Consider the following 12,590-nt stretch of genomic DNA (forward strand, 5'->3'; position numbering starts at 1 on the left):
AATAGAAAAATGAAATATAGATTCGGACTTCCTAAAAAAATAGTTTTTGGTGCAGCGGCAACTTTTCTATTAAGTTTTGCAAGCGCACAAACAGTGTCAGAAGGGATTATTAATTTAGATAGCCATAAATATGCAAAGGCTAAAGAAGTTTTTAATCAGATGATTGCCAAATCACCTACTGCAGAAAACTATTATTATTTAGGATACTCATATTTAAGTCAGTTTGAACCAAATTTTGAACTAGCTAAAGAAAATTTCGATAAAGGTTTAGCAATTGATTCTAAAAGCTATCTTAATAAAATTGGTCTTGCTACCATTAAATTAGGGAAAGGTCAAAAAGCTTCAGCAATCACAGAACTTACTCAGGTTGCAAAAGAGTCTAAAGAAAAAGACGCAGAAGTTCTTTATAGAATTGGAGAAGCTCTTACCATGTTCGAGAATAACAATGATCCAGCTTTAGCCATTACTTATATCAATAAAGCAATTGAAAAAGCACAGAAATACGGTGTTCCTGCTTACTATTATTATACTTTAGGAGATGCATACAGATTAACTAGAGATCCAGGAAATGCAATGACTGCTTATGATAGAGCTTCTGAAGTTGCTAAAAATAAAGCTTCTGTTTTCTACAGAATGGCTACATTATGGATGGCAGCAAAACAGTATAAAAAAGCAGAAGAAAACATTGTAAAAGCTATCAATACAGATGCAACTTATGCTCCAGCGTACAAAGCACAAGCTCAGTATAATAAAATTTTCCAAAGACATGAGGAAACTACACAGAGTTTGATTAATTATACGAAGTATGCAGACGAAGATCCAAGTACAGCATTAGAGATTGCCAAGTTATACTTTATTAATAGTGACTTTGCTGAATCTAAAGCGACTTTAGATAAGGTTTTTGACAAAGTAAATGATCCAATTAAGTTTAAGTTAAGAGCTTATTTACAATATAATGAAAATGATTTTGTAAACGCTAAAACTAATCTAGAAACTTATTATGCAAAAGTAGAGCAATCTAGAATCATCCCGAGTGATGCAGGTTTAGAAGCGGTAATTTATGCAGGATTAGCATCTAAAGAAGCAGACGCTGCTGCAAAAGCTGCCTTAATGCAAAAAGCTAATGAAAAATTAGCGGTTGTGAAAGCTGCTAAAGATGATACCTTAGATTGGGATTCAGAATTCGCAAAAGCATCAAGTGGTGCTGCGGAACTTCAAGCAAAAGCAGACGCAGGTCCTTCTAATGATAATATCGTGGCTCTTAAAAAACAAGTAGCTGCAAACAAAGAAGATACTACTGCATTGTTCAATTTAGCAATGGCTTATCAAGAAGTAAGTAACTGGGATGGTGCTGCTCTAGCTTGGCAAAAAATGAATGACCTTCTTCCAACTTGGGAGCCGGCTTATTATAGCAAAGGTTATGCATTACAACAAGCTGGTTATAAAGAATTAGCTGCTGTAGCTTTCCAAAAATATATAGATGTAGCATTAACTAAAACTCCTGCAGAACAACAGGCTTTACAAGAAACATTGTTTGGAGCTTACTATTCTGTAGCTTACTTGTTACACACTACGGATAAAGTAAAGGCAAATGAAGCTTTACAAAAAGCTTTAGCAATGAAACCAAACGATCATAATTCACTTCTTTTACAGAAAGAATTAATGAAATAAAAAATGAGCTTCTCTATTGAGAAGCTTTTTTTTAATTCTAAATTTGAAAATTTAATTTTAATTTCTGTATTTTTGACCCATGAAAGTAGATATTTTAGCAATAGGAGCACATCCAGATGACGTAGAGTTAGGCTGTGGCGGGACTATAGCAAAATTAATTTCCGAAGGAAAAAAAGTAGCCATCATAGACCTTACCGAAGGTGAATTAGGAACAAGAGGAACTAATGAAACCAGAGCGCAAGAAGCGGCAACTGCATCTGAAATTTTAGGAATTTCTGCTAGAGAAAATCTTAAAATGAAAGATGGTTTTATTATCAATTCTCAAGAATATCAGTTTAGAATCATTGAAATGATTAGGAAATATCAACCAGAAATCGTGCTTTGTAATGCGATAGATGATAGGCATCCTGATCATGCGAAAGCCGCAAAATTAGTTTCAGATGCGTGTTTTTTATCTGGATTGGTTAAGATAAAAACCGATTATGAAGGTGAATCTCAAAAATTTTGGAGGCCAAAACAAGTTTTTCATTACATTCAGTGGAAAAATATTGAACCGGATTTTGTAATGGATATTTCTGGATTTTTAGACAAAAAAATAGAAGCTTGTTTAGCATATAAAACTCAGTTTTATGACCCAACTTCCACAGAACCAATGACTCCCATCGCTACCAAAGATTTTTTAGAAAGTCTAACTTATAGAGCGCAAGATTTAGGAAGATTGAGTGGAGTAGAATATGCAGAAGGTTTCACAACTGAAAAGTTATTGGCATTTAAAAATTTTGAAGGAATTATTTGTTAATTGTTTTAAAAATTTTATATATTTGCACACGCAAAAACGGTGATTGTAGCTCAGTTGGTTAGAGCGTCGGATTGTGGTTCCGAAGGTCGTGGGTTCGAGACCCATCATTCACCCAAAAAAAGCATCCTAATTCTGGATGCTTTTTTATTTTATGGATGTCTTAGAAATTCTACGCTTTGGTGATGCTGTCCAGAACTAGAGTTACAGGACCATCATTCAGTAAAGATACTTTCATATCTGCCCCGAAAATCCCACTTTCTATTTTTAGGCCAGATTTAGCAATCTCAGATTTAAAATATTCAAATAAAGGAATGGCTTTTTCTGGTTTTGCCGCTTTTATATAAGACGGTCTGTTGCCTTTTTTGTAATCAGAGATTAAAGTAAATTGACTGATGCATAAAATTTCTCCCGCTAAATCTTTTACAGAAAGGTTCATTTTTCCTTCAGTATCTGAAAAAATTCTTAAGTCTACCACTTTTTTAATTAACCAATTGGCATCTTCTTGAGTATCGCTTTCATCTACGCCGATGAGAAGGAGTAATCCTTGAGAAATTTCTCCTACAATTTTTCCTTCTACTACAACAGATGCTTCTTTTACACGTTGAACTACTATTTTCATGCCTCTAAATTAATTATAAATATTTAAAATGTTGGTAGAAGAATTATAATTATAAAAATATTGTTTCAGAGGATAAGGACTTATGGAAGCTGGCGCTCCAGAATTGAGAAACCATTTTGCATTGTCTTTTTTGCAAATAACCAAGCTGCCATTTTCTACTTCTAATGTAGTGTCTGTGGAAGGGCAAATATGTGGAGCGTTTCTATCATAAATTTTGAAACCATCATTGGTTCTGTAAACGATTAAGCCTCTGGTTCCAGATTGTTGTTCTGAGACGTAAATCCAGCCTCCAATATTGTTAAGAGGATAATAAGAAGGTAGACTTAAATTGAGTTGAACAGAAATAAATTGATTGGGAAAACAACTGGTAGTTTCTTCTCTGTTAGAACAAGAGTTGAGCGTTTTTAATGCGCTGAAAGCCAGTAAAATTGGGATAATTATTTTTAAAAGGCTTGGTTTCATATTAAAATTAATCATATCTTTGTAACTCGAAATTTTAATGAATATTGTCCGGCAAAGGTCGGATTATTTTTTTATATTAACATTAACGCAAAATAACCAGATATGAGTAAAGTAATGAATTATGTAACCAAAGAAGGTTTGGAAAAAATGAAGGCAGAGTTAGAACTACTCGAAAGCATAGAAAGGCCTAAAATTACTCAACAAATCGCAGAAGCAAGAGATAAAGGGGATTTATCTGAAAATGCAGAATATGACGCAGCGAAAGAAGCGCAAGGTTTGCTAGAAATGAAAATCTCTAAAATTAAAGATACTATCGCAAACTCTAAAGTGATTGACGAAAGTCAATTAGACACTTCTAAAGTTTCTATTCTTTGTACCGTTCGTCTTAAAAATAATGCGACCAAACAAGAACAAAAATTCACATTGGTTCCCGATAATGAGTCTGACATTAAAGCAGGAAAAATTTCGGTAAATACTCCTATTGCAAAAGGATTATTAGGTAAAGCGGTAGGCGAAACTGCGGAGATTGTTTTACCAAACGGTAATAAACTTTCTTTTGAAGTTTTAGAAATTTCATTGTAATTTTAATCTTTAAAATTTACAAATTATGAGTTCTATATTCACCAAAATTGTAAACGGAGAAATCCCTTGCTACAAAATCTCTGAAGACGAAAATTATTTGGCTTTTTTAGATGTAATGCCATTAGCAAAAGGTCATACTCTTGTGATTCCTAAGAAAGAAGTAGACTTAATCTTTGATTTAGAATCAGAAGATTTTAAAAATCTTTGGGGATTTGCTCAACAAGTAGCCAAAAAAGTTGGAGCAGCGATGCCATGTGTAAGAGTGGGAGTGGCTGTGATAGGATTAGAAGTTCCTCATGCGCACATTCATTTGGTTCCTATGAATACCATGCAAGACCTTAATTTTGGTAACGAAAGGCTGAAACTTTCACCAGAAGAATATCAAGAAATTCAAAATAAAATAATTAACTCTTAAAATATATTAACTCAAATTTCATAGCGAAGTTTGAGTTTTTTCAAAAATAAAAAGAATGAATCCTAATCAATGCTCATTTTGCGGAAGAAAAAAATCTGAAGTTGAAATTTTAATCTCAGGACAAAATGGATTTATCTGTGAAAACTGCGTAGAACAAGCGCATGCTATTGTAAAAGAAAGTGTACATGAAGATGAGTTTTCGCCAGCTACCTCGATTGAAGAACTTAAAAAACCTAGAGAAATTAAAGAATTTCTAGACGAATACGTAATTGGTCAAGATCAAGCTAAAAAACAATTGTCTATAGCAGTTTATAACCATTATAAAAGACTTCTTCATAATAAAGACGAAAATAAATCTGTAGAAATAGAAAAGTCTAACATTATTATGGTAGGCGAAACAGGAACGGGGAAAACACTTTTAGCAAAAACGATTGCTAAGCAATTAAAGGTTCCGTTTTGTATTGTAGATGCTACCATTTTAACAGAAGCTGGTTATGTAGGAGAGGATGTTGAAAGTATTTTGTCTAGACTTTTAATGGTGGCGAATTATGATGTAGAAGAGGCGGAAAAAGGAATTGTTTTTATTGACGAAATTGATAAAATTGCTAGAAAATCAGACAATCCGAGTATTACCAGAGATGTTTCTGGTGAAGGGGTTCAGCAAGGTTTATTGAAGCTTCTAGAAGGAAGTATTGTAAATGTTCCACCACAAGGAGGAAGAAAACATCCTGACCAAAAATACATTCAAGTAAACACGCAGAATATTTTATTTATTGCAGGTGGAGCTTTTGATGGAATTAAAGAAATCATTGAGAGAAGGCTCAATAAACAAGCGATAGGTTTCAGTACAGATAAGCATTCTAAAGTAGAAGAAGAAAGCTATATTTTAGAAAAATTAAATGCTACAGATTTAAGAAGTTTCGGGCTTATTCCTGAATTATTAGGTAGATTTCCTATTGTTACTCATTTGGATAAACTGACAAAAGAAACAATGCTTAGAATCCTTACAGAACCTAAAAATTCAATTATTAATCAATTTGTTGAACTTTTTAGGCTAGACGGCATAAAACTTGCATTTACGGATCAAGCCCTTGAAAAAATTGTAGACTATACCATTGATAAGGGTTTAGGAGCAAGAGGTCTTAGAGGTACTACTGAGAAGGTTCTCGAGGATTATATGTATAGAATAGATGAGTTAGAAAAAGAACTTAGAATAGATGGCGGAAATATTTTAGAACCATAAATTTAACTTAAGAATTTTGTAATATTTTAAAACTAAAGAATATCTTTACAATATGAAAAGAAAATTTTTATTCCTCCCTTTTTTACTATTGAGTTTTTTTATTTCAGCTCAATTTACCATTAAGGTAGAATCTCCAAAAGATTTTTTATTTAAGGAAGCCTATCTTTATTCGCTAAACGGGTCTAAAGATATTTTATTAGATAAAGTAGAGAAAAAGAATAATGTTTGGTTTTTTAATGTGAATAAAAATTATGTGGGTATGCTAAAAATATATTTTCCACAGGCTAATACCTCATTAAATTTTATTTCTGAAAATAAAGATATAGACCTTAGTTTCGAAACAAAGAACAATAAAGTAAATCAAATAGACTATAAAGATGAATCAAATAAGATTTTTTATGCTATTCAAGACCAGCAAATAAAAAAGGAGCAAATTTTACCTGCACTTAATCAGATTCAGACCTTTTATAAAGAAAATTCTGCATTTGGCAGTGCCTTAAAAAGTGAAATTTCAGCATTAAATCAAGATATTGTTTTTAATGAAGATGAGCACCCTTTTTTAAACTATTATTTTAAGACTTATCAAAATTATATAAAAGAAACTAACTCCAAAAAGAATATTACCAATGAAGATATTGTTTCTTTTTTAAATAATACACAGAACTACTTAGAAACCTCTTCATTGCTCAAGCCAATTTTAATGGTTTTTTTAAGCAATACAAGCAGATCAAGTTTAGGCGATGAAGTAGATAAATTACTTACAACTGTAAATGTAGAAACACCTCGCGGACAAACAATACTTTCGGAATTAATTGAAATTTTTAATGTTTACAGCATTAAAGATTTAAAAGAAAAATATCTTACAGAAGCCAAAAATTTAAAATGTACCATTAATGATAGATTAGCCAATACTATAAAATCTAATGCGAATACAGAAATTGGAAAGATTATTCCCAATAATACTTTCTTAAATCCTGTAAATACTAAAATGAAATCTCTTCACGACGTGAAAGCCGATAAAAAGATTATCATATTGTGGTCTTCTACTTGTTCTCACTGCGAAAAAGAAATTGGCGAAATGGTGCTTCAGTATAATAAATTGAAAGAAAAAAATATAGAAGTAGTAGGACTTTCTTTAGATTCTGATGCGAAGTCTTATTCAGATAAAGTAAAAATGCTGCCTTGGATTAATGATACAGAACTCAAAGGTTGGTACAGCAGTTATGTAGATACTTATAATGTTCATGCAACACCAACTTTCTATATAGTAGATGCTAAGAATAAGATTATAGCTAACCCAGATAACTTTTCTGAAATTTTAGAATTATTACAGCTAAAATAATTTGTAGACTTTAAAATTATTTATATATTTGCACCACGAAAAACGGCGAGGTAGCTCAGGTGGTTAGAGCGTTGGATTCATAACCCAAAGGTCACGGGTTCAAATCCCGTCTTCGCTACAAGTTAAGCAATAAATATTTTAAATATTTATTGCTTTTTTTTATTATATAAGTTCTCGTCAATTTTCTACTTTTCACAAAAAAATAATCTCCTTGAGGATATAAATTCTATTTTCAGGAATTAATAAAATGCTATTATTTCCTAATGAAATAATGATAAAAATTAGGTAAAAAAAATGTAAAAAATTTTGTTAGTATAAAAGAAATATGTATTTTTACATCGCTTTCAATGAGCATCGCTCGAAAGCAATAAATTTTTTTTCATCATTTGTGTTTTTAGAATCGCATCCTAGGATGTGATTCTTTTTTTATGCCTTTCTTCGTTCGTATAACACAAGTAAATCAATGAAATAAGAGTAAGTAACGCTACCTTCTTGTTGGTTTGATTTCAAGAAAATATCATTAGTGAAATAGAATATTTCGGTAATAAAAGAATCGTTTTTTTCTTTGAATAATCGTTCGTTTTTTAAATCTCTTTTCACTTCTTTAGAAATAAATAAACTCGATTGAGAAGCAAACTCTGGATTAGAGTTTCGTAGAGCATTAATTAAACTTTTAGTCACATACAAATAGGCGCTATATTTAAGTTCAGAACTATCTGAATTTTCACAAATGAGAAAGCCTATAAAATTAGCTTCTTGTTCCCTTGCAAAACCTAATTGATGCGCACTTTCATGAGACAAAGTGAAAGGAATGTAAGTGTGCGGTAACTCCGCGTTATACTGTGCTTCTGTGGTAAATGGATTATAATAGCCAAGGATTCCTGTATAGCTTATCATTGGATTAAATAAACTCGCTTTAAAGTTGTCAATATTTGACGTTTCAAATGGATAATACTCTTTTGGTAAGCGCTTTTGAGAATGAAGTATGCTTGACTTTAATACTTCAATATTTTTAATTTTGAATATATGCTTTGTTTCAATTTTTTTTCTTTCTTGATTGGTTAATGCAATGTATTTTAAAGTAAGTTTTTCTAATTCTTTGGTGGAGATTTCTACTTTATTTTTGTCATAAAGAGGTTTTTGGAAATACAGCATTCCCCATGAAATTTGATAAATAAAATAAGAGATATTTAGTATAATCAATAGAGCTCTAAAGTTACTATTCTTAATGCTTTTGAAAAGAAAAAGAAAAAGTAAAACGATAAAAATAATGTAAAAGACATCTCCAACAGAAAATATAAAATGAGAGAAAAGCTCATTTTGAAATTCTTTTTTGAAATGAAAAAAAGTTGTGAATTGCTGAACGATTATTTCGTTTTTTGAAAAGATATAGAATAAAAGAAATTGGGCAAACAATAAGCCTGCCCAAAAAAATGATTGTTTATTTTTTAAAATTTTTACCATACTAAAGCGCTTGCCCCAAGAATTGCAGCATCTGCTTCTTGTAAGTCACTGTACAAAATTTTAACTTTATTTTTGAAAACTTGTAATAAGTTGTCTTCCATAGCTTGTCTGGTTGGCTTCATGATAAGGTCACCAGCTTTGGTTAATCCACCGAAAAGTACAATGGCTTCAGGTGCAGAAAAATGCACGAAAGTAGCTAAAGCTTCTCCTAATATTTTACCAGTAAATTCGAAAACTTCATTGGCTAAAGAATCTCCTTGTTCTGCGCATTTAAATACGGTTTCACTGGTCAATTCATTGATAGGATAATTTTCTAATAAACTAGGTGAATGCTGGGTTTCTTGTAATAATTCAATAGCGGTATCTCTTACACCTGTTGCAGATGCGTAAGCTTCTAAAGATCCTTTCAGTCCAGTTCCTTTGTGCTCTCTACCACCGTTTCTTACAATTACGTGACCTAATTCTCCCGCAAAACCATTGTGTCCTAAAACGATTTTTCCATCAATGATAATTCCGCTACCTACACCAGTTCCTAAAGTAATGGTGATGAAATTTTTCATTCCTTTAGCAGCGCCATATTGCATTTCGCCTACAGCAGCAGCATTAGCATCATTAGTTAATTTAGCAGGAATGTGGAATTTCTGTTCTAGAAGTTCAGCCATAGGAATAATGCCTTTCCATTTTAGGTTGGCAGCATATTCTATCGTTCCTTGATAATAATTAGCATTTGGAGCTCCCATTCCTATTCCTACGAATGCTTCTGGACCGCCATATTGCTCAATCATAGGATTTAGTTTTTCTGCTAAATCATCTATAAAAGCTTCTACGTTATCATGTTCATTGGTTTTAATTCTGTCTTGAACTAGAATTTCCCCTTTTTTATTTACGATACCGAATTTGGTATTGGTACCACCTACATCGATACCAATTGCATATTTTTCTTTCATGTTAGTCAACTTTAATGTCTTTATTTACGTTTTTGCTTCCTACTAATGCATAGAATAGCATATAAGTAATTCCTATAACTACTACCCAATAACTCTGTACATATCCGAAGATATCAGCAGCATAACCTTGAACTGCCGGGATAATTCCACCACCGCAAACCATCACCATGAAAATACCAGATGCAGCTGCAGTATATTTTCCTAATCCTTCTGTAGCTAAGTTAAAGATTCCTCCCCACATTACAGAAGTACATAATCCGCATAATACCAATAGCATAATACTTACCGGAACTTGAGCTAATCCGAAAGAAATGTCAGATTGGAAAACAGGCATACTTACCATTTGGTCTTTTGGTAAGAAGATTGCTAAAAGTACAAATGCCAATCCTAGAACTGCTGCGAAACTTAACATTGATTTACTAGAAAATTTAGAACCTAAAACACCTCCAGTTAATCTTCCTACTAACATTAAGAACCAATATGTTCCTACTACAGTTCCTGCAGTGGTAGCATTAATTTTTAAGTCGCCAGTCATATAAAGGTTGGCAATATTCGGGATTCCTACTTCTACACCTACATATACGAAAATTGCAATTGCACCTAATACAAAGTGTCTGAATGAAAGAGGACTGTGTGTATTTTTTTCTGTGCTTTTCTCTGCTACAATGTGTGGCTCTGGAATGCTCATAGAATATAATACGATAAATGCCAAAACAAAAATTCCTATTGCTAAGAATAATGCTGGATTAGCATCTGAAATAGTAGCTTTAGCTACGTCTCCCATTAGATAACCTACTAATACTGGAACGATTGTAGCTCCCATAGAGTTTAAAGTACCACCGAATTGTAATAACTGGTTACCTCTTTTTCCTTCTCCTCCTAAAGTATTTAGCATAGGGTTTACTACAGTATTTAGCATACACATAGAGAAACCACCTACAAATGCTCCAATTAAATAAACGGCAAAACTTTCGATTTTACCAGAGAAGAAAGTAATTGCTACACCAGCAATACCTACCAAAATTGCAGTAAGAGCAGTTTTTTTATAACCAATTTTTTGCAGCATTAAACCTGCAGGAATTCCCATGAAAGCATAAGCGAGAAAATTGGCAAAATTACCTAATTGTGAAAGTAAATTACTTGCCTGAAATTGGTTTTTTACAATTACTCCCATCGGGTTTTGTAAACCTGTAACGAAGGCAATCATAAAAAAGAGTGCAAACATCATTGCAATCGGTAAAGCATAGCTTTGTTTGTTTTGGTTAGTGTCCATATTTTTGTTTTTAATTTATTTTATAAATCCTGAGCAGAAATTATGCTAACAAATATATTATTATTTTCTCGAAATGATATAATAGATTTTTTAATTATTTTGAAGGGTAAATTTAATAAGATTATGTGAAACTTCTTTCAATTCCTGTATGTTTTTTGTTGGCTCTAGAATCTCATTAAAATAAATTTTAATTTTTCCTGGATATCCTTTTCCATGGTCAAAAGGAAACATTTCTTTCAATCCTATAATCGTAAAAACAGCAAGTGGAGACTGGTGTTTGTTAGATAAAATAAAAGCTCCATCTTTAAATTTGTCTAAAAGGACAGACGTGTCATCTGGAACGCCTCCTTCTGGAAAAATCACAATGCTGTCTCCTTCTTCCATACGTTCTGCACATCTTTCATAGACTTCTGCTCTGCTTTTGGGCGAACTTCTGTCTACCATTACACAGATTCTTTTATAGATAGTACCGAAAATAGGAATTTTCACCAATTCCTTTTTACCAACAAAACAAATAGGATGATGAGGGAATAATAAAACCGGAATAAAAATATCTACAATCGAAGTGTGATTGGCAATAATAACGTATTGTTGGTTTCTGTCAATTTTTTTGTTGGTCTTATTAATGAGTTCATATCTGAATCCCATACCATAAAAAACACCTTTACACCAAAGTCTCACGAAAAAGTAAGCATATTTATAGTGTTCTTTTTTTATGGAGAGCAAATAAACAGGAATAAAGAATAGAATAAGTAAAATTCCAGCGAGTAAAACCATCCAGCCTCGCCAAAGATAATTAAGTGCTCTTTTCATGTTTTTAACCATTAAAAATTACGTTTTTCTTGATCGAATAATTAAGGATAGAAACCAATCCAATGGCGGCAATTTTACTTAAAATCTGTGGACTGAAGGTGTAAATAATCAGGTCTAGATTATCTCTAAAGATAGTATTGTAAAATAATTGGAAAAATAATAAACTCAATATGGTAGAGAAAAAAGAAATCACCATAAAATAAGCAAATTCCCTTTTTTTAGAGTGCTTCCCACGTTCGAAAACAAACCAAATACTTAAAAAATAATTGAAAACGATACCACAAGTAGTAGATAATATGTTGCTCAACGGAAAATGAATTCCGTGAAAATTAGTCTCACTTGAAAAAAAAATAGGGATATTAACACTGAATAATTTAAAACTCCCAATTTCTACAATCGCACTTAAACCTCCCGCAATAATAAAAAATAGAACTTGCTTTTGTTTTAATAAAAGTTGTTTCATAAAATTTTCTTACTACAAATTTAAACTTAAATGTTAAAGTTTAATAAATTATCATTAATTATTTTTTTATAACAAAAAAATATATAATTTAGTATTACAAAATACGCCATCAAAACCTGATAAAAAATTCATTTTCAATTATATATGAAAGTGATTTTTTTGTCTTGACACCAGATTGTTCATTGATATTTACCACACCAAATCAAAAAATAAAAGTATGAAAACCCCGAGACCATACAGAAAATTTCAGTATAAGCAAGAGAAAATTAAGGACTTAGAAGAACATAATCCACGCTTCAAAAGAATCTATTCAGAATTCGAAAATCTCTCAGACGAAATATGGGACATAGAAACTGGAGATAGAGCTTCTGTGCCAGATGATTTTATGTTTGCCCTTAAATTACAGACTCATTATTTAGAAGATGAAATAGACCATTGGCTAGACCTAAAAGATGAGGAAAGCATAGAATAAAAAAGATTTTCCTAATTTAGCAATT

At 31.8% G+C, this 12,590-nt stretch carries 14 protein-coding genes and 2 tRNA genes; 9 read left to right on the forward strand and 7 right to left on the reverse strand.

Going from position 1 to position 12,590, the window contains the following annotated elements:
* The first annotated feature begins 9 nt into the window (after positions 1–9).
* The 3 genes from C3729_RS09685 (at position 10) to C3729_RS09695 (ending at position 2,584) form a co-directional block, all read left to right on the forward strand.
* Positions 10–1,671, forward strand: a complete 1,662-nt coding sequence (locus C3729_RS09685; protein ID WP_104793950.1) for a tetratricopeptide repeat protein — start codon at positions 10–12, stop codon at positions 1,669–1,671.
* Positions 1,672–1,750: 79 nt separating this feature from the next.
* A complete protein-coding gene (bshB1, locus tag C3729_RS09690) occupies positions 1,751–2,470 on the forward strand; it encodes a bacillithiol biosynthesis deacetylase BshB1 (RefSeq protein WP_069797920.1) in 720 nt (239 codons plus the stop codon).
* A 38-nt stretch (positions 2,471–2,508) separates the two neighbouring features.
* Positions 2,509–2,584, forward strand: a tRNA-His gene (locus tag C3729_RS09695).
* A gap of 55 nt (positions 2,585–2,639) precedes the next feature.
* Here the strand turns inward: C3729_RS09695 and dtd are convergent.
* Together dtd and C3729_RS09705 are read right to left on the reverse strand one after the other, a co-directional pair.
* On the reverse strand, positions 2,640–3,089 hold the full coding sequence (gene dtd / locus C3729_RS09700) for a D-aminoacyl-tRNA deacylase (RefSeq protein WP_104793951.1): 450 nt from the start codon (positions 3,087–3,089) through the stop codon (positions 2,640–2,642).
* A gap of 9 nt (positions 3,090–3,098) precedes the next feature.
* Entirely contained in the window at positions 3,099–3,566 is a 468-nt protein-coding gene (locus tag C3729_RS09705) for a hypothetical protein (RefSeq protein WP_260204513.1), read from the reverse strand.
* Between the two features lie 99 nt (positions 3,567–3,665).
* On the opposite strand from C3729_RS09705, the gene greA reads away from it, so the two are divergent.
* The 5 genes from greA (at position 3,666) to C3729_RS09730 (ending at position 7,251) form a co-directional block, all read left to right on the forward strand.
* Complete coding sequence (gene greA / locus C3729_RS09710) at positions 3,666–4,133, forward strand: transcription elongation factor GreA (RefSeq protein ID WP_069797966.1); 468 nt, start codon at positions 3,666–3,668, stop codon at positions 4,131–4,133.
* A gap of 25 nt (positions 4,134–4,158) precedes the next feature.
* The gene (locus C3729_RS09715; protein ID WP_104793953.1) at positions 4,159–4,548 is read left to right on the forward strand and encodes an HIT family protein; all 390 of its coding nucleotides are present in this window, start codon (positions 4,159–4,161) and stop codon (positions 4,546–4,548) included.
* A 55-nt stretch (positions 4,549–4,603) separates the two neighbouring features.
* A complete protein-coding gene (gene clpX, locus C3729_RS09720) occupies positions 4,604–5,791 on the forward strand; it encodes an ATP-dependent Clp protease ATP-binding subunit ClpX (protein WP_104793954.1) in 1,188 nt (395 codons plus the stop codon).
* A gap of 52 nt (positions 5,792–5,843) precedes the next feature.
* The gene (locus C3729_RS09725) at positions 5,844–7,133 is read left to right on the forward strand and encodes a TlpA family protein disulfide reductase (RefSeq protein ID WP_104793955.1); all 1,290 of its coding nucleotides are present in this window, start codon (positions 5,844–5,846) and stop codon (positions 7,131–7,133) included.
* A gap of 44 nt (positions 7,134–7,177) precedes the next feature.
* Positions 7,178–7,251: transfer RNA gene (locus tag C3729_RS09730), tRNA-Met, on the forward strand.
* Positions 7,252–7,559: 308 nt separating this feature from the next.
* On the opposite strand, the gene C3729_RS09735 is transcribed toward C3729_RS09730, so the two are convergent.
* From C3729_RS09735 to C3729_RS09755, 5 genes are all read right to left on the reverse strand, one after another.
* Positions 7,560–8,597, reverse strand: a complete 1,038-nt coding sequence (locus tag C3729_RS09735; protein ID WP_104793956.1) for a DUF3810 domain-containing protein — start codon at positions 8,595–8,597, stop codon at positions 7,560–7,562.
* Positions 8,591–9,544 (reverse strand): ROK family protein, encoded by a 954-nt coding sequence (locus C3729_RS09740; protein ID WP_104793979.1) that lies wholly within the window; start codon positions 9,542–9,544, stop codon positions 8,591–8,593. Before C3729_RS09740 ends, C3729_RS09735 begins: the two co-directional genes overlap by 7 nt.
* Position 9,545: 1 nt before the next feature.
* Positions 9,546–10,817 (reverse strand): MFS transporter, encoded by a 1,272-nt coding sequence (locus C3729_RS09745; RefSeq protein WP_104793957.1) that lies wholly within the window; start codon positions 10,815–10,817, stop codon positions 9,546–9,548.
* 90 nt (positions 10,818–10,907) lie between these two features.
* On the reverse strand, positions 10,908–11,630 hold the full coding sequence (locus C3729_RS09750; protein ID WP_104793980.1) for a lysophospholipid acyltransferase family protein: 723 nt from the start codon (positions 11,628–11,630) through the stop codon (positions 10,908–10,910).
* Between the two features lie 4 nt (positions 11,631–11,634).
* Positions 11,635–12,093: a GtrA family protein gene (locus C3729_RS09755; protein WP_104793958.1), complete on the reverse strand. Its 459-nt coding sequence runs from the start codon at positions 12,091–12,093 to the stop codon at positions 11,635–11,637.
* Positions 12,094–12,310: 217 nt separating this feature from the next.
* Here C3729_RS09755 and C3729_RS09760 point away from each other — a divergent pair, with 217 nt between their 5' ends.
* Positions 12,311–12,565 (forward strand): hypothetical protein, encoded by a 255-nt coding sequence (locus tag C3729_RS09760; RefSeq protein WP_104793981.1) that lies wholly within the window; start codon positions 12,311–12,313, stop codon positions 12,563–12,565.
* Positions 12,566–12,590 lie beyond the last annotated feature (25 nt).

Origin of the sequence: Cloacibacterium normanense, assembly GCF_002943105.1 — a bacterium.
Taxonomy (GTDB): domain Bacteria; phylum Bacteroidota; class Bacteroidia; order Flavobacteriales; family Weeksellaceae; genus Cloacibacterium.

Coding starts and splice junctions, on each gene's coding strand:
- C3729_RS09685 (WP_104793950.1), top strand. CDS start 10: ATGAAATATAGATTCGGACTTCCTAAAAAAATAGTTTTTGGTGCAGCG.
- bshB1 (WP_069797920.1), top strand. CDS start 1,751: ATGAAAGTAGATATTTTAGCAATAGGAGCACATCCAGATGACGTAGAG.
- dtd (WP_104793951.1), bottom strand. CDS start 3,089: ATGAAAATAGTAGTTCAACGTGTAAAAGAAGCATCTGTTGTAGTAGAA.
- C3729_RS09705 (WP_260204513.1), bottom strand. CDS start 3,566: ATGATTAATTTTAATATGAAACCAAGCCTTTTAAAAATAATTATCCCA.
- greA (WP_069797966.1), top strand. CDS start 3,666: ATGAATTATGTAACCAAAGAAGGTTTGGAAAAAATGAAGGCAGAGTTA.
- C3729_RS09715 (WP_104793953.1), top strand. CDS start 4,159: ATGAGTTCTATATTCACCAAAATTGTAAACGGAGAAATCCCTTGCTAC.
- clpX (WP_104793954.1), top strand. CDS start 4,604: ATGAATCCTAATCAATGCTCATTTTGCGGAAGAAAAAAATCTGAAGTT.
- C3729_RS09725 (WP_104793955.1), top strand. CDS start 5,844: ATGAAAAGAAAATTTTTATTCCTCCCTTTTTTACTATTGAGTTTTTTT.
- C3729_RS09735 (WP_104793956.1), bottom strand. CDS start 8,597: ATGGTAAAAATTTTAAAAAATAAACAATCATTTTTTTGGGCAGGCTTA.
- C3729_RS09740 (WP_104793979.1), bottom strand. CDS start 9,544: ATGAAAGAAAAATATGCAATTGGTATCGATGTAGGTGGTACCAATACC.
- C3729_RS09745 (WP_104793957.1), bottom strand. CDS start 10,817: ATGGACACTAACCAAAACAAACAAAGCTATGCTTTACCGATTGCAATG.
- C3729_RS09750 (WP_104793980.1), bottom strand. CDS start 11,630: ATGAAAAGAGCACTTAATTATCTTTGGCGAGGCTGGATGGTTTTACTC.
- C3729_RS09755 (WP_104793958.1), bottom strand. CDS start 12,093: ATGAAACAACTTTTATTAAAACAAAAGCAAGTTCTATTTTTTATTATT.
- C3729_RS09760 (WP_104793981.1), top strand. CDS start 12,311: ATGAAAACCCCGAGACCATACAGAAAATTTCAGTATAAGCAAGAGAAA.